Raw genomic sequence first — 22,830 nt, 5'->3', positions numbered from 1 at the left:
CATTATTGTAAGCAGATGTTGAAATTCGATTCATTTCTTCTCTTAAACGTATTTCATACAAATCATTAGATGTACTTGGTGAAATCTTATTGTTATTCATTGATTTCCTCCATCATATCATTGCATTAAAAAGAGACAGATTTACCATTTTGGCATATCTGACTCTACCGTTTACTTGGATGCTTCTTTTTTCCTTGCTTCTTCTTCCTTCAATAATACTTTGCGAGAAAGATTAACACGTCCTTGGTCATCTATCTCTGTCACCTTCACCATGATCTGATCTCCTACGGAGACCACATCTTGCACTTTTGCTACCCGTTCCAGTGCTAGCTGAGAAATATGTACCAGACCTTCTTTACCTGGGAATAGCTCCACAAACGCACCGAACTTTTCCACACGTTTTACATTACCCAAGTATGTTTGACCTACCTCTACTTCTCGTACCAGATCTTCGATAATTTTCTTCGCTTTTTCATTTTGATCACTATCAGAAGAAGCAATATAAATGCGTCCATCTTGTTCTATATCGATCTTCACACCAGTTTCTTCAATAATCTTATTGATCACGCGGCCACTTGGTCCGATGACATCACGAATTTTATCTGGATGAATACGCATGGTCACAATTTTTGGTGCAAAGGCAGATAATTCTTTGCTCGGTTCTTTAATGGTAGCTTCCATATTATCTAAAATGGTTAACCTCGCAGCACTTGCTTGTTGCAACGCTTTCTCCAGTATCGGGCGATCAATTCCAGCGATTTTGATATCCATTTGAAGAGCAGTAACACCTTTACGAGTTCCTGCTACTTTAAAGTCCATATCCCCAAGATGATCTTCCATTCCTTGAATATCTGTCAGGATACTAACCAAATCGCCTTCTTTTACCAATCCCATTGCAATCCCTGCTACAGGAGCTTTGATTGGAACTCCAGCATGCATCAGCGCTAGTGTAGATGCACAAATACTTGCTTGTGAAGAGGAACCATTGGACTCCAAAACCTCCGAAACTAATCGAATCGTATATGGGAATTCTTCTTCGCTAGGAATAACTTGCTCCAATGCTCTTTCGCCAAGAGCACCATGACCAATTTCCCGTCGACCAGGGGATCTCATAGGTCTTGCTTCCCCAACACTAAATGGTGGAAAATTGTAGTGATGCATAAAGCGTTTGGACTCTTCTAGATCTAACCCATCTAAAATCTGAACATCGCCAAGTGCACCAAGCGTACAAATACTTAGTACTTGTGTTTGTCCACGACGGAATAGACCAGAACCATGTGTTCGAGGCAAAAGATTAATTTCGCTAGAGAGTGGTCGTATTTCTTCTGTAGTACGTCCATCTGGCCGTTTTCCTTCTTCTAAAATGAGACGACGCACTTCTTCTTTTACGATTAAATCCAATGTCTTATAAAAGTCTTTTTCATTTGCAGCAAAATATTCTTCTGTACATTCGTTTTGCAAGGTTTCGATCGTTGCTTTTTTCACTTCATCAATGGCTTCTTGCCTTGCTTGTTTCTCGACTACTTGAATGGCAGCAATCAGTTCTTTTGTAGCCAGATCGCGGACACGATTTTCCACATCTTCATTGATGGAAGCTAGCACGGGAATCATTTTCTCTTTTCCACATTTTGAAGAGATTTCTTCTTGTACTGCAACCATTTTTTTTATTTCATCATGCCCAAGTAAAATTGCTTCTAACATGATCGACTCAGGAATTTCTTTGGAACCTGCTTCTACCATATTGATGCCATCTTTGGTACCAGCTACAACTAAATGCAGATCAGATTGTTCCATTTGTTCTACTGTAGGATTAATGATAAGATTCCCATCTACACGACCAATAATAACACCTGCGATCGGACCTGCAAATGGAATGGAAGAAACGGATAATGCAAGAGAAGCTCCAATCATTGCAGCAACTTCAGTAGAACAATCTTGATCAACTGACATGACAGTTGTTACAACTTGGACCTCATGACGAAATCCCTCTGGAAATAAAGGACGTATTGGCCGGTCAATCAAACGGCTGGCTAAAATAGCCTTCTCACTAGGCCGACCTTCCCTCTTAATAAAACCACCTGGTATTTTTCCAACAGCATACAATCTCTCTTCGTAATTAACCGTAAGTGGGAAAAAGTCTAGTTCTTTTGGTTCCTTTGATACAACTACCGTAGCAAGTACAGCAGAATCCCCGTATCTCACCATTACAGATGCATTTGCTAAAGCTGCATATTTCCCGATTTCAAATGAAAGTTTTCGTCCACCGAGCTCTGTTTCAAACAATTGAGACTCCACTTCATTGCCTCCTTTCAGACGTTTAACATTTTTCTATTCTCGTTTTTATTAGTATTTCCTGCTTATGCTTTTTTCAAAAGGTATAAAAAAACGGGGTCTAATACCCCGCTTATTATCTACGTAATCCAAGTTTTTGAATTAGCTCACGGTACCGTGTAACATCCTTATCTTTTAAATAAGTAAGCAAGTTACGACGCTGTCCAACCATCTTGAGCAAACCACGACGTGAATGGTGATCCTTCTTGTGATCTCGCAAGTGGGAGTTCAACTCATTGATACGATGAGTTAAAATCGCTACTTGTACTTCAGGAGATCCAGTATCACTTTCATGGGTTTTATACTCATTAATAATTTCACGTTTTTTCTCGAGAGAAATCGTCATCTTTCTTTCACCTCCATATATTCAGTCAACCCCAATAACCCAGTGCACCGTTGAGGCAAACGGAAAACCGAGTCACGGTTCCTAAGACATTATAGCTTAAAGAATGATCATTGTAAATGTTTGTAGACAAACCAAGATGCCAAAAGAAAAATATATAGAATGTTAACAAATACAGAGTGAATTTTGCAAAAGAAACTATACTTTCCATGAACACTAAGATCAACAACTTGATATGTATAAAAACCAATCTCTCGAATGAGATTGGTTTTTATACAAGACTATTGTTTGGTTCTTCCAAAGAGCTTTTATTTTTCGTTAACCACCCTATAGCTTGTACCTCATCTGCTCTTATTTGATCTATCAATGCCTCAACAGAAGCAAACTTTGTTTCCGTTCGGAGGTAATGTAATAATTCCACTTGTACCATATCACCATATAAATTTAAATTTGGTGACTGATGAAATAGGTGTACTTCCAATTTTGTTTGGACTTGTGATTGGTCAAAAGTAGGCCGAACACCAACATTCATAACACCATATGAAAAATTCCCTTTAAAAAAGGCACGAACAACGTAAACACCATGAGCAGGTATATAATATGGTTGATCAGGTTGTATGTTAGCAGTAGGAAACCCAATTTGACGACCTCTCTTATCTCCATGAACTACTTCACCCTGAATTCGATAGGGTCTACCAAGAAGTTCATTTGCCAAATGAATATCTCCTGAAGAAAGAGCATTTCGTGTTCTTGTACTGCTAACTGCTGAGCTTTCCATAATGATCGGAGATACGATTTCTACATCAAACAATCCTTTACCAAGTTGGACCAGATCAGCAGCAGTACCCATACCTCGGTGACCAAATGTAAAATTAAATCCAGTTGTTACAGCCGAGACTTGAAGTGGAAGTAAAACATCTGTAACAAATTTTTCTTTATCTAATTGAGCAAAAGATTGATCAAAAGTAACAATATAAGCTCGCTTCATACCAAGCTTTTCAAATTGATATAATTTCTCTTTCAATGGAGTTAAATAACCAGTGAAAGATTTTCTTCCAAGAACTTCCCTTGGATGAGGGGAAAATGTCATAACTGCAGGAGTAATTGCAAACTCATTTGCCTTTTGGATAGCTCGTTTTATTACTGCTTTGTGGCCTAAATGCAGCCCGTCAAAAAAACCAATTGCTAAACTTAACTTTTCCATGTCCATTGAATTCGGGTCAAACGGGTAAGTAATTTCTATTATTTTCATTATTCATGCACATCCCGAAATACTTTTACTGGTCTTAAATCTTGATGATGGATCTCGTAAATTGCACAAAATCTACCTGATTCATCATAAATGCGAACCAAGTTAGATGCGGAAACTTTTACCGTTTCATCCCATTCAAATATACTTCCATCTAACACTCGCTGTCCATCTTCTTGATTTACTACAATCGCTGGAAGATGACACATCGCTTCACCCATTGCTACTAATGTTTGTGCAAATGTACCTTCTTCTTTTGCTAATCCCAATTCTTCTAATGTGTAACAATCTGCTGTTTGAAAAGGACCACTTTGTACTCGAATTAGTTTGCTCATGTGAGCAGGGTATCCCAATGATTTTCCAATATCCACACACAAAGTTCGTACATAAGTACCTTTCGAACATGTTACATCAAAAGCTAATATTGGATAGGCATCCGATTCCACTTGCTGAATATCTAATTGGTAAATCGTGACACGTCGAGATGGACGCTCTGTTACTAAACCTTTTCTTGCCAATTCATACAGTCGCTCACCTTTTATTTTTACTGCTGAATACATAGGTGGCACTTGTTCCATTTCCCCTTGAAAAGCTTGGGCAACATCGTCTAAAGGAAATGTTTTTGGTATATCATCTACTTGTTCTACAATCTTTCCAGTTTGATCTTCTGTATCTGTAGCAATTCCTACCGTCATCGTCCCTTGATATCGCTTTGGAAGATTTTGGATATATTCTACCAATCTTGTTGCTTGACCTAGGCAGATAGGTAAAACACCTTCTACTTCTGGATCAAGTGTACCTGTATGACCAACCCTCTTTTGACCTGCTAACCGTCGAATTCGGCTGACTACATCGTGAGATGTCATGCCTTTGGGCTTCCAAACAGGTATAATTCCATGTAATGTCATTCATTCACGCCCTCAAAAGCTGCTTTCAATTTTTGGATTACTACCTCAATTGCCTCATCCATAGTTCCCTCTATCGTACAACCAGCAGCTCGTGCATGGCCACCTCCACCAAGCGAGAGGGCTATTTGGGATACATCGATCAATTGACGTGATCGAAGGCTTACTTTTATGTGATGTTCATCTTTGGGACGAAACAGAACCCCTACATCAACGCCTTCTATATTACGAGCAAAGTTAACCAAGCCTTCATTATCTTCTTCCATCGATGTTAAATATGCAACCTTACCATCTAAATCGATCTGAATGGTGGCAAGTGAATCTTTTAGTTGTTCGAGATAACTTGTACTTATCGTTTCCAATAATCGATCTGCCAGTTCGTAAGAGGCTACCCCTAAATCTAGAAGATTTGCAGCAATTCGAAGGGTATGGGAAGTCGTATTGGAATATCTAAATCCACCTGTATCCGTTAACAAACCAGCATACAAAACCGTAGCTAACTGTTTAGATATCGAAATCTTTAAATACTCCGCCCAATCATAAAGAATCTCTACAGTTGCTGCTGCATCCGATTTTACTACATTGATCGTTCCAAAATAATCGTTGGTAGCATGATGATCAATATTAATGATAGTAGGGTTATCGGCAAAAAGCTGCTGACAATTCCCAATACGGGAAATATCAGCAGCATCAACAGCAATAATAACTGCAAAGCGTTCACTTACTTGAGACGGAAATTGAATCTTTTCTGCTCCTGGTAACGAAGCAATTTTATCAGGAATAGGTGATTCATTTACAAGTGTCACCGGAATTCCAAGAGATTCCACCATATTTCCAACAGCCAGAGTAGAACCGATAGCATCTCCATCAGGATTCACATGTGATACAACTAGGATTTGACTAGCATTTTGAAGTGTTTTTGTAGCACTTGTCCAGTCTAACATAACGTTTCTCCTAATCTTCATCTCTTACATCGTGTAGCAATCGCGTAATTTGATCACTATGATCAAGTGAGTGGTCAACGGAAAAATGTATTTCTGGTACATGTCTTAATTGAACACGGCGACCTACTTCTGATCGAATAAAACCTTTTGCTTTGTCTAATGCAGCAATTGATTCATCTTTTTCTGATTGACTACCTAGTATACTTACATATACTTTTGCTTGCTGTAGATCACCGCTCATTTCTACGGCAGTTACGGTAACAAATCCTATTCGTGGATCTTTAATTTCTTGTTGAATAATTTGGCTAAGCTCTTTTTTGATCTGTTCGCCAACACGGCTCACACGGATGCGTGCCAAGGGCGACACCTCCTACACAAAAGTGATGTCAATATGAAAGATCAACATTTCATCTGTCGCTTCTAAGAGTTTTAAAGCGAGCTGAAGCTCTTTTTCCACCACATGCTTAGCTGTTGCTACTCCAACAATGGCGAGCTCAAACACTTGGCGATCATCTTGTCTTCCAACTTCTGAAACGGAAAGGTTCCATTTGTTCTTGATTCGAGTAAGAGCAGATTGTAATACTCTTCGTTTGTCTTTGAGTGAAAGGGAAGAAGGGATTTGCCCCTCACACGTCAGTAATCCAATAAACAAATTACGTGCGTGCTACTTCTTCAATGACATACACCTCGATCAAGTCCCCTTCTTTCATATCATTATAACCTGCTAATGTAATACCACATTCATAACCTTGTGCTACTTCTTTTGCATCGTCTTTAAAACGTTTTAATGTATCCAGTTCACCTTCATGAACAACAATACCATCGCGAATCAATCTTGCTTTACCATCTCGTACTACTTTGCCATCAATTACATAACATCCGGCAATCGTACCCACCCGAGATACTTTGAAGATTTGTCTTACTTCAGCTGTACCTACCACTTTCTCTTCAAACTCAGGATCTAATAGACCTTTCATTGCTGCTTCAATTTCTTCAATCGCTTTATAAATAACTCGATGCAAACGAATTTCTACTTTTTCCTGCTCCGCAGTTGCTCGTGCATTTGGTTCAGGACGTACGTTGAAACCAATGATTACTGCATTAGAAGCAGAAGCAAGGATAATATCAGACTCTGTGATAGCACCAACAGCAGTATGAATAATTTTCACACGTGCTCCTTCGATATCAATTTTTTCTAAAGAGCCTCTCATTGCCTCAGCAGAACCATGTACGTCTGCTTTAATAATAACATTTAATTCCTTCACTTCGCCCTCTTGAATTTGTTTAAACAAATCATCAAGAGTAACGCGTGTTTTTGCCCCGCGTTCTTCTTCCCGTTGTTTTTGATTACGTTTATCAGCAATCGCACGGGCTTTCTTCTCGTCATCAAACACCATAAATGGATCGCCGGCACTTGGAACATCAGGTAAACCTAGAATTTCAACAGGCATAGATGGTGGAGCTACTTTGACACGACGACCATGATCATTGATCATCGCACGAATCTTACCGAAGTAGTTACCTGCTACAATCCCATCGCCTACCTTCAGTGTACCATTTTGAATGAGAACAGTCGCGACTGCTCCTCGTCCTTTATCCAGCTCAGCTTCGATTACAACCCCTCGAGCACGTTTATCTGGATTTGCCTTTAATTCTTGTACCTCAGATACTAATAGTATCATCTCCAGAAGATCTTCCATACCTTCTCCGTTGATGGCAGACACTGGAACAAAAATAGTGTCTCCACCCCAATCTTCTGGAACAAGACCATATTCCGTAAGCTGTTGTTTAATTCGGTCTGGATTTGCATCTAGTTTATCCATTTTATTTACTGCTACTATGATCGGAACATTCGCTGCTTTTGCGTGATTAATGGCTTCAATTGTTTGTGGCATCACTCCATCATCAGCAGCAACGACAAGGATAGTAATATCTGTCACTTCTGCTCCACGTGCACGCATAGTTGTAAAAGCTGCGTGACCTGGTGTATCAAGGAATGTAATTTTCTTCCCACTAATCTCTACTTGATAAGCACCGATATGCTGAGTGATTCCACCAGCTTCTCCTGAGGTAACGTTTGTACTACGGATCTTATCCAATAGTGTTGTTTTCCCATGGTCAACGTGTCCCATAATCGTAACAACAGGTGGACGTTCTTGTAGATTTTCTTTTTCATCTACTTCTTCTATTTCTTCGATGTTGGATTCGTCAAATTCCTCTTTATAGATAACAGTAACACCAAATTCTTCTGCCACTAGGGTCATAGTGTCCACATCAATTTCTTGATTGATGGTCGCCATGACACCAATAGGAATTAATTTACGAATAACTTCTGATGCTTCTTTTCTTAATAATTTTGCAAATTCTCCAACCGAAAGAGGCCCAGACACTGTAATTTCTTTTGGCAACACTGGTGCCTGCTTTTCTTTATTTTGCGATCTTCGATCATTTTTCTTTCTGTTCCCTCTGCCTTTTGCACCGCCTCTACCCTTAGAAAAGGTATTGTTGCTGCGTTGTTTATTTTTTTTGATCGGTTCTTGATTAGCTCGAGAAGAAGGTTGGCCTTTTTCTTGAATTTCTTCAGTAGAATTATTATTTGTTTGTTCCATAGACTTCGCCGCCCCATGTTGTACAGTTTGTTTCTGACTTTTCGGTTTCTCCTGATTTACAGCTGCAGACCCCTGCTTTATTTTTGCTACAAACTCTTCCACTTTTTTTGTTGCAGTTTCGTCCATGACACTCATGTGATTATTTACAGGAATGCCCACTTTTTCTAATATATGAATAACTTCTTTACTGCTCATATCTTTCTCTTTGGCATACTCATATACACGGATTTTCGTCATCCGTTCACCCCCATTAGTTACGTAACGAGCCCCCTTAGCATCTGACAAAAACCAGAATCGGTTACTGCCATAACGACTCGTTCTCCTTTTCCTACTGCAGTTCCAAGATCAACTCTTGTACCTACTTGAAGCAAAGGAACATCATAAGAATTACATTTGTCCGTAATCTTTTTGGTAGTATTTTTTCCAGCATCCGTTGCCAAAATAACCAGTTTTGCTTGGCCATTTCGAACGGATTGAAGAACAAACTCTTCTCCCAATGTTAATTTACGCGCTCGCTGTGCTAGACCTAACACTTGAAAGAAATTATTCTTCATGAGAGACTCCCTCTGCATATTCTCTAAGCTGGTCATACAAAGTAGGTTCAATTTTTGTTTGAAAAATCCGTTCTAGTGACTTCTTCTTCTGGGCAAGATCAATGTATTCTAATTTGGCACATAGATAAGCACCTCGACCGGATTTCTTTCCCGTCGGATCGATCAAAACCTCGTTTTCAGGAGTTCTTACTACACGAATTAGACTTTTCTTCGGAAACATCTCTTGCGAGATAATACATTTGCGCATAGGAATTTTCTTCTTCTTCACTCGACCTCATCCTCTGAATGTGCAGGTACAAAATCCACTCCTGCTTCAGACTCACTCTTGATGTCTATTTTCCAATTGGTCAATTTTGCAGCTAAACGTGCATTTTGACCTTCTTTTCCAATCGCTAAAGACAATTGATGATCAGGCACCACTACTCTTGCCATTTTTTCTTCTTCATATATAGTAACAGAGGTTACTTTAGAAGGACTCAAACTTGATGCAATCCATTCTGTTAAATCCTCAGAATAGCGAATGATATCTATCTTTTCACCCCGAAGTTCGTTGACAATGGTCTGAACTCTTACACCTTTATGTCCTACACAAGCACCAACAGCATCTACATTGGTGTCCCTTGATGTAACTGCTACTTTAGAACGTTGCCCTGCTTCTCTTGCAATTGACTTTATCTCAATAACACCATCAAAAATTTCTGGGACTTCTAATTCAAATAAACGTTTTAGTAATCCTGGATGAGTACGAGACACAAAAATTTGGGGACCTTTGGTTGACTTTTCCACTTTGGTGATAAACGTTTTCACTCTATCCCCATGTTTGAACCGTTCCCCTGGCATGGTTTCTGAATGAGGTAGCAATGCTTCTACTCTACCTAAATCGATAAAGTAGTTCCGATTATCAGTACGTTGTACGATTCCAGTGACAATATCTTCTTCCCGATCAATAAAATTGGAATAGATAATATTTCTCTCTGCTTCACGGATCCGCTGTGTAACAACTTGTTTTGCGGTTTGAGCAGCGATTCGGCCAAAATCAGCTGGAGTTACTTCGATTTCAACTACATCCTCTAATGAATAGTTTGGATTAATTTCTTTTGCTGCTTCCAAAGAAATTTCCAATCGAGGATCTAGAGCCTCTTCAACAACAGATTTCCGCGCAAATACACGAACTCTACCAGTTTCCCTGTTAATATCTACTCGTACATTCTGTGCTGAATGAAAATTACGTTTATAACCAGAAATTAATGCTGCCTCTATCGCATCGATCAAGATATCCTTGCTAATTCCTTTTTCTTTCTCTAATTGACCGAGTGCTTCGATGAACTCCGCATTCACCGGCCTAATCCTCCCTTCATTATGAAAAAACCACGCTTAACCTAGCACTCGCTATTTTGTTTCGGGGAATAGATTGTCCATTTACTACTATTACATCCTGTAGAACTTGGTCTAATTTCCCTTCAAAAGTCCGTTGTCCATCAATAGGTTCATATGTACTTACGTGTATGGTTTTTCCAATTGCTTTTTGAAAATCTGATTCTTTTTTGAGTGGTCTTTCTGCACCTGGTGATGAAACTTCCAAGTAATAATTTCCTGGAATAGGATCTTTCTCATCCAATGCAAGACTAAGCTGTTCGCTAGCTTTGGCACAATCATCCAAGTCTACTGGTTTTTCTAGACCATCGATATAAATTCTTAGAAACCAGTTTGGTCCTTCTTTCTTATATTCCACTTCTACCAGTTCTAGTCCAAGAACCCCAAGAAGTGGAACGGCAATCTTTTCTACTTGCTCTACAACTTGTCGACTCAAGAATACTACCTCCATAAGTAGCTTTTAAAATGCAAAGAGTGGGTATTTACCCACTCTTTCACAGGAGCCTATCTAATAAATCACCAATTCCTTAGAGAAGCACTTCACCTGAAGTGCTTAAGGTAGGTGAAGGATTTACATCTGATAAATCAAATGTAGTTACTGTGTGTAGTATTGCCAAAAAGATTATAACATAATCGTTTCCAATGAAGCAAATCATTCGGTTCCCTTGTTCATCAAGAGGATTTTTGGCAAAAAAAAAGGGAGGATAGAATCCCCCTACATGGTTGATAAAAAGGATAGAACTATTTTGTTCCGATTAATACTGATTGTATAATGTACCGTTGAGGAGCTGGGCCAATAAAGTTAAATGGATAACATGTAGTAAGAGTTAAAATCTGTTTCCCTTTATGAGAAACGATAACGGTTCTGTCATCTTCGTCTACTACCCACATTTTTACGATTTTATAAGTAAATACACCTGCACTGGTTTTCGTAACCAATTGGTCGCCAATCTCCAGCTTTCCCACATTTCGAAATACCGTGTCTCTATGACCACTTAAAACAGCATTATCCTTTTCACCTGGTAGCACACTTTGTGCATAGTGACCTACACCTTTTTCCAGCTCATCCGGATCTGTACCTTCAATGATAGGCAAAATAGCATTTAATTTCGGAATAATCAACTCTCCGACGTTTTCACCCGTTTTTGGTCTAATTGGATATAAGATTTTTTTGTCCACGTTAGTATTATTATTTGCTTCTGCCATTACTTTATCAATATCAGATTTATTGACCGAACTGCCTATAAACATTTGAGGTACATATGTGAACATCGTATAACCCATCATACACACTCCTACCATCATGAGTAAGAGTGAAATTCTTTTCATTTCTACTGTTTCTCTTTTTTACGGATAAGTAGGCCAAGAGAAGCAAGACCAGCACCAATCAAGCCAACAAATGGTAAAGGTGTAGCTGTTTTAGGTAGTTCCCCACCATTAACAGTTGTAGGTTCTTCATCAGTTGCAGTTTCTTTTACTGGTGTTTCATTTTGAGCAACAACTACAGGTGCATCTGTGTTAGTAACTGGTACATCAACAGTTCCACCGTTGTTTTCAGGGATATCTACGCCACCATTGTTCTCAGGTGTATCTACACCACCGTTGTTTTCGGATCCACCGTTGTTTTCGGATCCACCGTTGTTTTCAGTTCCACCGTTGTTTTCAGTTCCACCGTTGTTTTCAGTTCCACCGTTGTTTTCAGATCCGCCATTGTTTTCAGATCCGCCATTGTTTTCAGATCCGCCATTGTTTTCAGATCCGCCATTGTTTTCAGATCCGCCATTGTTTTCAGATCCGCCATTGTTTTCAGATCCGCCATTGTTTTCAGATCCACCGTTGTTTTCAGATCCGCCATTGTTTTCAGATCCGCCGTTGTTTTCAGATCCGCCATTGTTTTCAGATCCGCCATTGTTTTCAGATCCGCCGTTGTTTTCAGATCCGCCGTTGTTTTCAGATCCGCCGTTGTTTTCAGATCCGCCGTTGTTTTCAGATCCGCCGTTGTTTTCAGATCCGCCGTTGTTTTCAGATCCGCCGTTGTTTCCAGATCCGCCGTTGTTTCCAGATCCACCGTTGTTATCTCCGTTCTCGTTGCAGTCCACACCTTCACAAGGCTCTTCTGTTTGAGAACCGATGGAAACCTTGACTTTTGTGTCTAGATCAACTAAATTAGCATTTTTATTTGCTGCTAATGCAACAGGACTCAGAGCAAAAACAGACAAACCAAGCACAAAAAAACCTGTAGCAACTTTTCTTCTCTTCAAATATATCAACCTTTCCTTTTGCTCTATTCCCTTTTTCAACCATAAATGTATAGAATAATTCTGTATATCTGTCTATTTTCATCTTAGTATTCAGGTAAATAAGTGTCAATGAAATAATCAATGTTTAATAAATTTGTTATAAGTTACAACTTTTTCAGATATAGAGCAGATAAACTTTCTTCAAAAATCTTGAACATCTTAAATATCGTTTATTGAAATTGTCACCAATTAAATGCAATTTTAAGATCAAAATAACAATACTCTCTCAAGATATTATCCTTTATTTTTATTTCTATTTTTTCTCAAAATATAACCTAATGCTACTAAACTTGCACCTATCACCCCAGAAAATGGATAAGCTGTAGCCGTTTTAGGTAATATTCCACCATTAATAGTAGTTGGTTCATCATCTGTAGAAATAGGAGTAGCATCTACTTTTATATCTGTTTTTGTATAGCCACCATTAGTTGTTGTTCCCTCGTTCTCTGTTGTTCCTCCGTTCTCTGTTGTTCCTCCGTTATTTATACAACCACCATTCATGCATCCATCGTCGGATCCACCATCGCCTGCCTCACCATTGTTGTGACATCCGTTCCCATTTCCTCTATCGTTTTGGCTCTCCAATCCATTACTGCCATAGTTATTACCTGCATCACCGCTGCAACCATTGTCATTCCCGCCATTATTATGGCATCCATTCCCACTATCACTGTAACCCTTGTTAACTTCCCAGGTGCCATTCGCCCCACCGTCGGTGTTATTCGCGCCATCATAAGCGTCATTTGCACCACCATTGTGGCATCCGTTTCCATTCCCACCGCCATTAAGGCATCCTTTGCCACTATCACTATGTTTCATGTTTTCGTCTTCACCGTAGCCGTCATTCCCATCATCGTTTTGACACCCATGGTTGTACACTGGTTTCGTAAGATTCATACTTGCTTGCGCAGTTGAACTTAAAGTAAATACAGACAAACTCATAGCAAACAGTTGACTTATTATCTCTGCCTTCAGAAATAACACCTCTTTCCGTTCAAAAGAATAAAAAATTTGATGTGATGAAACATCTTCATTTTATCTTATTTATCAATAAAAAATCACAAAAATGATAGAATCTTATTTATATTAAAAATATTTTTCGGATGTCTTATTTCTTTATATATAAGTAAAAGTGATCCACTCGAATTTTTCTAAATCCGCTTTCCTAACCTATAAATGAGGATTTTTTTATCAGTTCGTCTTCAAAAGCTTTTCAAAATAATTTCTCTCAACACCTAACGCTCTATATGGCGATATATCATAAAGAGAAAGAACCCTCTTTCGATTAAAGGGTTCTTTCTCTTTATCTTATTCTATCTAAAACTTGATCTACCATAACCTCTTGACTCTCACCAGTACGACGAGATTTTACTTCTACTAAGTTATCAGGTGCTTTAGATCCTACAACAATTCTCGTAGGAATACCAATGAGATCGGCATCTTTAAACTTTACTCCAGCTCTTTCTTGGCGATCATCAAACAAAACTTCAACTCCAGCTTGTAATAAATCTCGATAAAGTTTTTCAGCTAAATTGCGTTGTATTTCATCTTTCATATTTACTGCTATTAAATGAACGGCAAAAGGAGAAATAGACTCTGGCCATATGATACCACCTTCATCATGATGTTGCTCAACTACCGCAGATAGTGTACGAGAAATCCCTATTCCATAACAGCCCATGAGATAAGTCTGTTCTCTTCCATTTGCATCAAGAAAATTACCTTTCATTGCATCACTATACCTGGTTCCTAATTTGAAGATATGACCAACTTCTACTCCCTTTTGGAATCGAATCGGTTGACCGCAACGAGGGCATTTATCTCCTTCTTCCACTGTACGCAAATCCGCATATCTACTAACAGTGAAATCTCTTCCTTCCATTGCATGAATGAAATGGTAACCATCTTCATTAGCACCAATGTTCCAATCAACCATCGAACGAAGTGCTTGGTCTGCAAGTATGGTAATCTTTTCTTTTACATTCACGGGACCAAGTGATCCTGGATGTGCTCCCGTTACTTTAAAAATGGTGGCTTCATCTGCCATAGTACAGGTTGTTGCTTCTAGTACATTTTTCACCTTGATCTCATTTACTTCATGATCTCCACGAACCAAAACCATGACAGGTTTTCCATCCACGATAAATATCAGTGTCTTCACCAATAAACTTGGTATAACATTTAAAAAGGTTACAAGCTCCTCAATCGTTTTCACATTTGGAGTATGAATTTTTTCCATGGGTGGTGCTTGTTGATCTCTTGGTTCAATCGTTTCCTCTGCTACATTTTCTGCCATTTCAATATTGGCTGAGTAATCACATGAGGTACATATAGCAATTTTGTCTTCTCCAGCTTCTGAAAATACCATAAATTCATGTGTTCCTTTTCCACCAATAGAACCTGAATCCGCTTCGACTGCACCAAACTCCAATCCACATCGAGTGAAGATATTGACATATGCTTGGTACATATCTTTATAAGTCTCATCCAATGAATCCCGATCTGCATGGAAAGAGTATGCATCTTTCATAATAAACTCTCTGCCTCGCAGTAACCCAGATCTTGGACGTTTTTCATCCCGGAATTTTGTTTGAATCTGATATAACGTCATTGGTAACTTTTTATACGTATTTACTTCTTTTCGCATCAAATCAGTAATGGTTTCTTCGTGTGTTGGTCCAAGGATAAAATTACGTTCATGACGATCTTGTAACTTTACTAACTCTGGACCGTATGTATCATATCGACCAGACTCTTGCCAAAGCTCAGCAGGATTTAATGCTGGCATTAACAATTCTTGAGATCCAATACGATCCATTTCTTCTCGAACAATGGTAGAAATTTTATTTAGCACACGTTGTGCAAGTGGCAAGTAATTGTATACTCCAGCAGCTACTTGGCGTATAAAACCAGCCCGAACCAATAGCTGGTGGCTGATCATCTCTGCATCAGCAACACTCCTTAAAGTTGGAATAAAAGCGGTCTTCTGTCTCACAATCCTTCCTCATTTCTAGGAAAAAAATATTTTAATGATATCGTTGTACGTCACAAATATCATTAACATCATCAACATAGCAAACCCAACAAAATGAACATAACTTTCTTTATTTGGATTGATCGGTCGACCTCGAACTCCCTCAATAATGATAAAGACGAGTCTGCTACCATCAAGAGCAGGAATAGGAAGTAGATTAAATATTCCTAGGTTTAAGCTCAGCAATGCTGTCCATTTAATCAATGCAACAAAACCTGCGTCTGCTGCTTTACCAGTTAAATAGCCCATCTGTGCTGGTCCGCCCAAGTTCTTAATGGAGATCTGACCTGTTACTAGACTGCGGAAACCATCCAATATAACGATAGACCAATTGTAGGTTTGTTTAAAACCTTCACGGATGGTTTCCCCAACCGTAGCCTTACGCATCATTTGTCTTTGATCAAACATGGTTCCAATAATATATACTTCCCCTTGCTTTTGGGGCGCGATCTTTAAATGTAAATCTTGATTGCCTCGTTTGATCACAAATGGAACTGCTTTTCCTTTTGAATTAACAAGTTCTACTCGCAGCATATCAATGGTAGACACCTGTTTTCCATTTACAGACTGAATCACATCTCCTGCTTTTAAACCAGCTTTTTCCGCTGGTGATCCTTTGGAAACGACGCTAATGGGTAGTTTTGATTCGACTCCGATCACAGCCGTATATATTCCAAATAAAATGATTGTCAGAATAATATTAAATACTGGTCCTGCCAAAATAGCGAGAGCTTTCTGCCAAACTGTCTTGGAACCGAATTGACGATCAAGTGGTGCAATCTGCATCTCATTTTTTTTATTGAAATGGATGAAAGCCTCTCGATGCAATGGGTAACGCACTTGTTCTCCATTATCTAATAAAATAGTAACAAGCAAATCTTTTTCTGTATCCATCTCTACTAAGGTACCAGAAACCATATCACTAATTTGCTCAGGTTCTATCAACCAGATATCTTTTACGAGATCATTACTAAAATCTAGATACAGCCTAGATTCGGGTTTGATATCGATGATCTCGGGGTCTTCACCTGCCATACGAACAAACCCGCCTAAAGGTAATAGACGGATAGAATATAAGGTTTCTCCTTTTCTTTTGGAGTAAACCACTGTTCCCATTCCAATGGCAAACTCTCGAACCAGGATTCCAGCTCTTTTTGCAAACAGAAAATGACCAAGTTCGTGCACAAAAACCAATACACTCAAAACAATTACAAACGTAATAACAGTTTGCAGTACGTGCACCAACATCACCACCTAAAAGGTTAATTGACGAGCAAATTCACGTGCCCACTGATCTGCGTGTTGAATTTCTTCTAGTTGAGGATTTTTTATCACTTCATGTTCACTAAGGGTTTTCTCTATCATAGCCTCTATTCCTAAAAAGGGAATAGTTTTGTTTAAAAATTTCTCAACAGCGACTTCATTTGCAGCATTTAAAACCGTAGGCATTGTTCCACCGATCCGACCTGATTCAAACGCCATTGCCAAACAAGGGAATCTCTTTACATCAGGATCTCGAAAAGTTAATTGTTTGATATCACTTAATGATAAGGCTGGCATGGAAAGTGGCAGCCTTTTCGGATACGACAATGCATATTGAATCGGCACTTTCATATCTGGAGTTCCTAACTGCGCCATGACTGCCCCATCTTGAAATTCTACCATAGAGTGAATAATACTTTGTGGATGAACCAAGACATCAATTTGGTCATATGGAACTGCAAACAACCAATGTGCTTCCATTACTTCTAATCCTTTATTCATCATGGTAGCAGTATCGATAGTAACTTTGGCTCCCATCGCCCAATTGGGATGTTTTAGCGCCATCTCTGGTGTAGCTGTTGCCAGCTGTTCTCTTGTATAATCACGAAAAGCTCCACCTGATGCAGTTAAAATGATTTTCTTTACATCTTCTTTTCTTTCCCCGTTTAAGCATTGGAAAATAGCGGAGTGTTCACTATCTATCGGCAAAATATCAACTTTACGTTGTTCTGCTTTTTCCATAACTAAATGACCAGCAGTAACCAAGGTCTCTTTATTTGCAAGACCGATTCTTTTTCCTGCTTCTATTGCTGCCAATGTAGGTTGCAAACCTCTACTTCCAACAAGAGAAGATACAACATAAGTAGCATCTGAATGAGTCGCTACTTCTATAAGACCTTCGTCTCCCCAAACTACTTTTATCGAATCTGAAATCTCAGCTGCAACTTGATCAGCCAATTGTTTGGTAGCCATCGAAACTACTTTTGGTTGAAAGTTTTTTGCTTGTCTGATCATTTCTTCTACATTGTTACCAGCTGCTAAAGCAACTACCTGAAACTCCTCTGGATGTTGTTTGACTACATCTAAAGTACTTGTTCCAATGGAACCAGTTGAACCTAAAATAGAAATTTTCTCTAACATCTAAGTTCTCCTCTTCATTCTGTTAGAAAACTCATGATCTAAAAAGAGCTAGTAAATATTTGTAGTACCAAAAAGGTAAAAATTAAACTATCGAATCGATCTAGTACACCACCATGACCTGGCATAATTTTGCCTGAATCCTTGGTTCCTGTAGATCGCTTAATCGCTGATTCTACTAAATCTCCAAGCTGTCCGAGAACAGAAATGAGTAGACCAAGACCTATTGCGTAACTGATCGTCCATATTTGCGGGAAGAGATATCCAAAAAAACCACTTACGACTAAACCTAGTATAATTCCTCCAATAGAACCTTCAATCGTTTTATTCGGGCTAATTGATGGCCATAGCTTACGTTTTCCAAAATTTTTCCCAGTAAAATATGCACCAGTATCATTCGCCCAGATGATGAGAAGTACAAAAAGAGACCATAAAAACCCATCTGGTTGCCAAATAATCTTGATCATATAGGAAAAACCCAAACCTATGTATATCGTACCAATAAATAAGTGCGCCATTTGATAAATATCAAATTGGTTACGAGAAAATACCAATAAAGAAAGAAATAAAACCAGACCTAGAATTAACACATTTGAATAAGTTAGTGTAGGTAAAAAAGCTAGTCCTAACTGCGTTTTTAATCGAGCTACAATCATCAGCCAAAAGATTAGTATCCCAAGCATCACTTGGGGTTTTTTATAAGTAAAACCAAAAAGCCGACAGTATTCCAAAAAACATATTGTTGCAAGTATCCAGATAAATACCGAATACCACCAAGAGCCTAACCATAACAATAGCAAAAAGAAAATGGCTCCTAGTACTCCTGAAATGATGCGCACTTTCATAATTGCCGACAGGATACCCACCTAATCTGATTTGGCGTAGAGGAGTGCCTGCATTCTTTGCAGTCGGCGATCCTCTCCTGTCCTACCTCCTTTACAGGAAATGCGAAAAACAGCTAGTTTGTCACAACATGCATGTGTACTTGTTTGCTATCATTTATTTCCTTGTATCGATTACTTTCTACTGACCTGTATTAGAGGGATCCATAACGTCTCGATCTCTGTTGGTATTCACCAATGGCTTGTAGAAACATATCTTTTGTAAAATCAGGCCAAAGTGCTTCGGTAAACCAGAGCTCACTATAAGCGATTTGCCAAAGCAAGAAGTTTGATATACGTATTTCCCCACTCGAGCGAATGACCAAATCTGGATCGGGTAATCCTTTAGTAAGTAGTCTTTCACTGATAACTTGTTCTGAGATATCATTCTTACTAATATTTCCCATTTCAATGTCATCTATAATCTGTCTAACTGAGGATAGAATCTCATCTCTTGATCCATAGTTAATAGCAAAATTAAGAATCATCCCAGTATTTTGTTTTGTCTTCTCTTCAAACTCTGTAAGTGCTTGTTGCGTGAAAGTAGGAGTTTGTTTCTTTTCACCTAACATCTGAACTCTTACATTTCTGTCCACTAACTCTTGTAAATCAGTTTTCAAAAATTCAACCGGCAACTTCATGAGATATTCCACTTCTTCTTTTGGTCTTTTCCAATTTTCAGTCGAAAAAGAATAGAAAGTAAGTACTTCAATTCCCAAATCATTAGCCGCTCTTATGGTCTCTCTTACTCTCCTCATGCCTGCAGCGTGTCCAGCAGTTCGTGGTAATCCACGCTTCTTGGCCCAGCGCCCATTCCCATCGGTAATAATCGCAACATGCTTTGGTAACATTTGTTTATCAAACATAACAGGAAAACCATCGTCTGAATTACGTTGAGCGAACAGGCGTTTAATTCCTAACAGCATATATATACCTCCACCACGAGTAATTGCAATGTGGATAGTAAAGGTGTAGTCGAAAACCCCCTCAAATTTGAAGGAGTTTCCCGGTACACACCATTAGATTTCCATGATCTCTTTTTCTTTTTCAGCAACTACTTTATCAATATCCTTGATAAACTGATCTGTTACTTTTTGGATATCTTCTTGACCGCGACGTGAAGTATCCTCTGTTATTTCGCCATTTTTTTCCAATTTTTTTAATTCATCATTTGCATCTCGACGAACATTGCGAATGGCAACTTTAGCTTCTTCGCCCATTTTTTTTGCTACTTTTACTAATTCTGCACGGCGTTCTTCTGTCAGCGCAGGGATAGTGATACGTATGGAAGCACCATCACTGTTTGGAGTAAGACCAAGTTCTGATTTTAAAATTGATTTTTCAATTTGTGCTACTGCTGTTTTATCCCAAGGTTGAATAAATAGAGTACGAGGATCTGGAGTGCTGATATTGGCAAGCTGGTTTACTGGAGTAGGGCTACCATAGTAATCAACGATCACCTTATCCAATAGGGCTGGATTTGCACGCCCGGCACGTAGTGACATTAAATCTCTTTTTAACACTTGTACTGCTTTATCCATTTTACCTTGTGTAGCTGACTTTACTTCATTAATCATTTGTGGTTCCCCCTTACAACAGTTCCTATGTACTCACCCATTAATACGCGACGGATATTACCTTCTGTCGTAATATTAAAAACGATCAGAGGAATATTATTGTCCATGCATAGAGAAGATGCGGTAGAGTCCATGACAGCTAGCCCTTTATTTAACACTTCTAAGAAGGTTAATGTGTCATATTTCTCTGCATTCGGGTCAATGCGTGGATCCGTATTGTACACACCATCTACATTATTTTTCGCCATCAAAATTACTTCTGCCTCAATTTCTGCGGCTCTAAGCGCAGCAGTTGTATCAGTTGAGAAATAAGGGTTGCCGTTACCTGCTGCAAAAATAACTACGCGCCCTTTCTCCAAATGACGAATAGCACGACGTCTAATATAAGGTTCAGCAATCTGTCTCATCTCAATCGAACTCTGAACCCTTGTTGCCACATCCATGGATTCCAAAGAATCTTGCAAGGCAAGAGAATTCATCACAGTAGCCAACATTCCCATATAATCAGCGGTTGCACGATCCATCCCGCGTTTGGTACCCGCGATACCTCTCCATATGTTTCCTCCGCCTACAACAATTGCAACTTCTACACCTAAGTGAATAATCTCTTTGATTTGACGGGAAATAGAAGTAAGTACCGCTGAATCAATCCCATAACCTTGATCTCCAGCTAATGCTTCCCCACTTAGTTTTAAAACAACACGTTTATATTTGGGAGTGCTCATACGATCCCCACATTTCTATCAGTAGTTGAAAAAGGGGATACACGAAATGTGCTCCCCATATCGCTTTAACCTTTGTTTACCTGAGACATAACTTCTTCTACAAAGTTGTCTTGGCGTTTTTCAATACCTTCTCCTAGTTCGAAACGCACAAAACGACGAATGGTAATGTTCTCTCCGATGCGCGCAATCTGTTCTTTTACCAATTGATCAATCGTTTTATCATTATCTTTTACAAATACTTGATCGAGTAGGCAGATTTCTTTGAAGTGTTTCACCAGACGACCTTCTACCATTTTGTCAACGATATTAGCTGGTTTACCTTCTTGAAGAGCTTGTTGCTTTAAGATTTCGCGTTCTTTTTCTACTTCTTCTTCTGCCACTTCTTCACGACGAACATATTTTGGGTTCATCGCAGCGATTTGCATCGCAATATCTTTAACAAACGCACCAAATTCAGGAGTTTTTGCTACAAAATCAGTTTCGCAGTTTACTTCCACCAATACACCAATACGCCCACCAGCATGTATGTAAGATTCAACAATACCTTCTGCTGCAACACGATCTGCTTTTTTGGAAGCCCCAGCTATTCCTTTTTCACGAAGATATTCGATCGCTTTCTCCATGTCACCATTTGTTTCTGTAAGCGCTTTTTTACAATCCATCATCCCAGCACCAGTTTTTTGCCGTAGATCTTTTACCATTGAAGCCGAAATAGCCATCTAATGCCACTACCTTTCACTCTATCAATTAAAGGTTACTTTGATGGGCAGTTGCCCACACGATAAACACAATTTACTTAGAATTTCTAACAAAAAGGGGTGGATGTACCACCCCTACGCAAATAAAAACTTACGAAGCTGAACTTTGTTGTTCGCCTTGTCTTCCTTCAATAATCGCGTCAGCGACTTTAGCAGTAAACAGACGTACAGCGCGGATAGCATCATCGTTACCAGGAATCACATAATCTACTTCATCTGGGTCACAATTTGTATCTACAATAGAGATGATTGGAATGTTTAATTTGCGTGCTTCTGCAACAGCAATGCGTTCCTTACGTGGATCAATAATAAAGATTGCATCAGGAAGTTTTTTCATATGTTTAATGCCGCCTAGAAATTTCTCCAAGCGAGCGTGTTCTTTTTTCAAGAGAACAACTTCTTTTTTAGGTAGTACTTCAAAAGTACCGTCTTCCTCCATACGCTCTAATTCATGAAGGCGTTGGATACGTTTTTGAATGGTACCAAAGTTGGTCAATGTTCCACCTAACCAGCGATGATTCACAAAAAACATATCAGAACGAATAGCTTCATCTTTTACTGCTTCTTGTGCTTGTTTTTTCGTTCCAACGAATAGTACATTTCCACCATCACGAGATAGATCACGTACAAATTGGTATGCTTGTTCCATCATTTTCACTGTTTTTTGCAGATCAATAATGTAGATACCGTTACGTTCGGTAAAAATAAAACGACTCATTTTAGGGTTCCAGCGACGTGTCTGATGACCGAAGTGAACACCTGCTTCTAATAGTTGTTTCATGGATACGACTGCCATGAATTCAGCCCCCTTATGGTTTTTATCCTCCGCCAAGGATCATCGAGAAT

At 39.0% G+C, this 22,830-nt stretch carries 24 protein-coding genes; all 24 read right to left on the bottom strand.

Translation table 11 applies throughout. The features are described from left to right. Nucleotides 1-171: 171 nt before the first annotated feature. Complete coding sequence (gene pnp, locus GSM42_RS14535) at nucleotides 172-2,295, bottom strand: polyribonucleotide nucleotidyltransferase (protein ID WP_160802268.1); 2,124 nt, start codon at nucleotides 2,293-2,295, stop codon at nucleotides 172-174. A 112-nt stretch (nucleotides 2,296-2,407) separates the two neighbouring features. Next, nucleotides 2,408-2,677: a 30S ribosomal protein S15 gene (rpsO, locus tag GSM42_RS14530; RefSeq protein ID WP_160802267.1), complete on the bottom strand. Its 270-nt coding sequence runs from the start codon at nucleotides 2,675-2,677 to the stop codon at nucleotides 2,408-2,410. Nucleotides 2,678-2,945: 268 nt separating this feature from the next. Further along, nucleotides 2,946-3,926 (bottom strand): bifunctional riboflavin kinase/FAD synthetase, encoded by a 981-nt coding sequence (locus tag GSM42_RS14525; protein WP_160802266.1) that lies wholly within the window; start codon nucleotides 3,924-3,926, stop codon nucleotides 2,946-2,948. Beyond that, complete coding sequence (truB, locus tag GSM42_RS14520; RefSeq protein ID WP_160802265.1) at nucleotides 3,926-4,831, bottom strand: tRNA pseudouridine(55) synthase TruB; 906 nt, start codon at nucleotides 4,829-4,831, stop codon at nucleotides 3,926-3,928. The genes GSM42_RS14525 and truB overlap by 1 nt, the downstream gene beginning before the upstream one ends. After that, nucleotides 4,828-5,772: a DHH family phosphoesterase gene (locus tag GSM42_RS14515; RefSeq protein WP_160802264.1), complete on the bottom strand. Its 945-nt coding sequence runs from the start codon at nucleotides 5,770-5,772 to the stop codon at nucleotides 4,828-4,830. Before GSM42_RS14515 ends, truB begins: the two co-directional genes overlap by 4 nt. Nucleotides 5,773-5,782: 10 nt before the next feature. Continuing rightward, on the bottom strand, nucleotides 5,783-6,130 hold the full coding sequence (rbfA, locus tag GSM42_RS14510) for a 30S ribosome-binding factor RbfA (protein ID WP_160802263.1): 348 nt from the start codon (nucleotides 6,128-6,130) through the stop codon (nucleotides 5,783-5,785). A gap of 12 nt (nucleotides 6,131-6,142) precedes the next feature. Beyond that, nucleotides 6,143-6,424 (bottom strand): DUF503 domain-containing protein, encoded by a 282-nt coding sequence (locus tag GSM42_RS14505; RefSeq protein WP_160802262.1) that lies wholly within the window; start codon nucleotides 6,422-6,424, stop codon nucleotides 6,143-6,145. A 1-nt stretch (nucleotide 6,425) separates the two neighbouring features. Beyond that, complete coding sequence (gene infB / locus GSM42_RS14500; protein ID WP_160802261.1) at nucleotides 6,426-8,618, bottom strand: translation initiation factor IF-2; 2,193 nt, start codon at nucleotides 8,616-8,618, stop codon at nucleotides 6,426-6,428. A 17-nt stretch (nucleotides 8,619-8,635) separates the two neighbouring features. Beyond that, the gene (locus GSM42_RS14495) at nucleotides 8,636-8,935 is read right to left on the bottom strand and encodes a YlxQ family RNA-binding protein (protein ID WP_237446626.1); all 300 of its coding nucleotides are present in this window, start codon (nucleotides 8,933-8,935) and stop codon (nucleotides 8,636-8,638) included. Next, nucleotides 8,925-9,203 carry an RNase P modulator RnpM gene (gene rnpM, locus GSM42_RS14490; protein ID WP_160802259.1) on the bottom strand — a complete coding sequence of 93 codons (279 nt, stop codon included), beginning with the start codon at nucleotides 9,201-9,203 and terminating at the stop codon, nucleotides 8,925-8,927. The genes GSM42_RS14495 and rnpM overlap by 11 nt, the downstream gene beginning before the upstream one ends. After that, nucleotides 9,200-10,273, bottom strand: a complete 1,074-nt coding sequence (gene nusA, locus GSM42_RS14485; RefSeq protein WP_160802258.1) for a transcription termination factor NusA — start codon at nucleotides 10,271-10,273, stop codon at nucleotides 9,200-9,202. The genes rnpM and nusA overlap by 4 nt, the downstream gene beginning before the upstream one ends. A 19-nt stretch (nucleotides 10,274-10,292) precedes the next feature. Next, nucleotides 10,293-10,745 (bottom strand): ribosome maturation factor RimP, encoded by a 453-nt coding sequence (rimP, locus tag GSM42_RS14480; protein WP_160802257.1) that lies wholly within the window; start codon nucleotides 10,743-10,745, stop codon nucleotides 10,293-10,295. Between the two features lie 305 nt (nucleotides 10,746-11,050). Continuing rightward, nucleotides 11,051-11,638, bottom strand: a complete 588-nt coding sequence (locus GSM42_RS14475) for a class D sortase (protein ID WP_160802256.1) — start codon at nucleotides 11,636-11,638, stop codon at nucleotides 11,051-11,053. A 2-nt stretch (nucleotides 11,639-11,640) separates the two neighbouring features. Further along, on the bottom strand, nucleotides 11,641-12,570 hold the full coding sequence (locus GSM42_RS14470; RefSeq protein ID WP_160802255.1) for an LPXTG cell wall anchor domain-containing protein: 930 nt from the start codon (nucleotides 12,568-12,570) through the stop codon (nucleotides 11,641-11,643). Between the two features lie 273 nt (nucleotides 12,571-12,843). After that, entirely contained in the window at nucleotides 12,844-13,593 is a 750-nt protein-coding gene (locus GSM42_RS14465; RefSeq protein WP_237446625.1) for an LPXTG cell wall anchor domain-containing protein, read from the bottom strand. A 319-nt stretch (nucleotides 13,594-13,912) separates the two neighbouring features. Next, nucleotides 13,913-15,604, bottom strand: a complete 1,692-nt coding sequence (locus GSM42_RS14460) for a proline--tRNA ligase (protein WP_160802253.1) — start codon at nucleotides 15,602-15,604, stop codon at nucleotides 13,913-13,915. Nucleotides 15,605-15,619: 15 nt separating this feature from the next. Further along, complete coding sequence (gene rseP / locus GSM42_RS14455) at nucleotides 15,620-16,885, bottom strand: RIP metalloprotease RseP (protein ID WP_160802252.1); 1,266 nt, start codon at nucleotides 16,883-16,885, stop codon at nucleotides 15,620-15,622. Between the two features lie 12 nt (nucleotides 16,886-16,897). Continuing rightward, nucleotides 16,898-18,046, bottom strand: coding sequence for a 1-deoxy-D-xylulose-5-phosphate reductoisomerase (locus tag GSM42_RS14450; protein WP_160802251.1), 1,149 nt, complete (start codon nucleotides 18,044-18,046; stop codon nucleotides 16,898-16,900). A gap of 38 nt (nucleotides 18,047-18,084) precedes the next feature. Further along, nucleotides 18,085-18,888 (bottom strand): phosphatidate cytidylyltransferase, encoded by an 804-nt coding sequence (locus GSM42_RS14445; protein WP_160802250.1) that lies wholly within the window; start codon nucleotides 18,886-18,888, stop codon nucleotides 18,085-18,087. A 191-nt stretch (nucleotides 18,889-19,079) separates the two neighbouring features. After that, on the bottom strand, nucleotides 19,080-19,850 hold the full coding sequence (locus GSM42_RS14440) for an isoprenyl transferase (RefSeq protein ID WP_237446623.1): 771 nt from the start codon (nucleotides 19,848-19,850) through the stop codon (nucleotides 19,080-19,082). 93 nt (nucleotides 19,851-19,943) lie between these two features. Continuing rightward, a complete protein-coding gene (gene frr, locus GSM42_RS14435; RefSeq protein ID WP_160802249.1) occupies nucleotides 19,944-20,501 on the bottom strand; it encodes a ribosome recycling factor in 558 nt (185 codons plus the stop codon). Next, nucleotides 20,498-21,226: a UMP kinase gene (gene pyrH / locus GSM42_RS14430; RefSeq protein WP_160802248.1), complete on the bottom strand. Its 729-nt coding sequence runs from the start codon at nucleotides 21,224-21,226 to the stop codon at nucleotides 20,498-20,500. The genes frr and pyrH overlap by 4 nt, the downstream gene beginning before the upstream one ends. Before the next feature lie 65 nt (nucleotides 21,227-21,291). Next, complete coding sequence (tsf, locus tag GSM42_RS14425; RefSeq protein WP_160802247.1) at nucleotides 21,292-21,945, bottom strand: translation elongation factor Ts; 654 nt, start codon at nucleotides 21,943-21,945, stop codon at nucleotides 21,292-21,294. 130 nt (nucleotides 21,946-22,075) lie between these two features. Beyond that, complete coding sequence (gene rpsB / locus GSM42_RS14420; protein WP_160802246.1) at nucleotides 22,076-22,780, bottom strand: 30S ribosomal protein S2; 705 nt, start codon at nucleotides 22,778-22,780, stop codon at nucleotides 22,076-22,078. Between the last annotated feature and the right edge of the window lie 50 nt (nucleotides 22,781-22,830).

Origin of the sequence: Shimazuella alba, from assembly GCF_009831235.1 — a bacterium.
Lineage (GTDB): Bacteria > Bacillota > Bacilli > Thermoactinomycetales > Thermoactinomycetaceae > Shimazuella > Shimazuella alba.
The sequence above is the reverse complement of the archived record's forward strand: the minus strand, read 5'-3'. Positions and strand labels throughout refer to the sequence as shown.

Bases quoted from the DNA above. Each gene is read 5' to 3' on its own strand.
- rpsO (WP_160802267.1), bottom strand. From the start codon at position 2,677: ATGACGATTTCTCTCGAGAAAAAACGTGAAATTATTAATGAGTATAAA.
- GSM42_RS14525 (WP_160802266.1), bottom strand. From the start codon at position 3,926: ATGAAAATAATAGAAATTACTTACCCGTTTGACCCGAATTCAATGGAC.
- truB (WP_160802265.1), bottom strand. From the start codon at position 4,831: ATGACATTACATGGAATTATACCTGTTTGGAAGCCCAAAGGCATGACA.
- GSM42_RS14515 (WP_160802264.1), bottom strand. From the start codon at position 5,772: ATGTTAGACTGGACAAGTGCTACAAAAACACTTCAAAATGCTAGTCAA.
- infB (WP_160802261.1), bottom strand. From the start codon at position 8,618: ATGACGAAAATCCGTGTATATGAGTATGCCAAAGAGAAAGATATGAGC.
- GSM42_RS14495 (WP_237446626.1), bottom strand. From the start codon at position 8,935: ATGAAGAATAATTTCTTTCAAGTGTTAGGTCTAGCACAGCGAGCGCGT.
- GSM42_RS14475 (WP_160802256.1), bottom strand. From the start codon at position 11,638: ATGAAAAGAATTTCACTCTTACTCATGATGGTAGGAGTGTGTATGATG.
- GSM42_RS14450 (WP_160802251.1), bottom strand. From the start codon at position 18,046: ATGTTAGAGAAAATTTCTATTTTAGGTTCAACTGGTTCCATTGGAACA.
- GSM42_RS14445 (WP_160802250.1), bottom strand. From the start codon at position 18,888: ATGAAAGTGCGCATCATTTCAGGAGTACTAGGAGCCATTTTCTTTTTG.
- GSM42_RS14440 (WP_237446623.1), bottom strand. From the start codon at position 19,850: ATGCTGTTAGGAATTAAACGCCTGTTCGCTCAACGTAATTCAGACGAT.
- frr (WP_160802249.1), bottom strand. From the start codon at position 20,501: ATGATTAATGAAGTAAAGTCAGCTACACAAGGTAAAATGGATAAAGCA.
- pyrH (WP_160802248.1), bottom strand. From the start codon at position 21,226: ATGAGCACTCCCAAATATAAACGTGTTGTTTTAAAACTAAGTGGGGAA.
- tsf (WP_160802247.1), bottom strand. From the start codon at position 21,945: ATGGCTATTTCGGCTTCAATGGTAAAAGATCTACGGCAAAAAACTGGT.
- rpsB (WP_160802246.1), bottom strand. From the start codon at position 22,780: ATGGCAGTCGTATCCATGAAACAACTATTAGAAGCAGGTGTTCACTTC.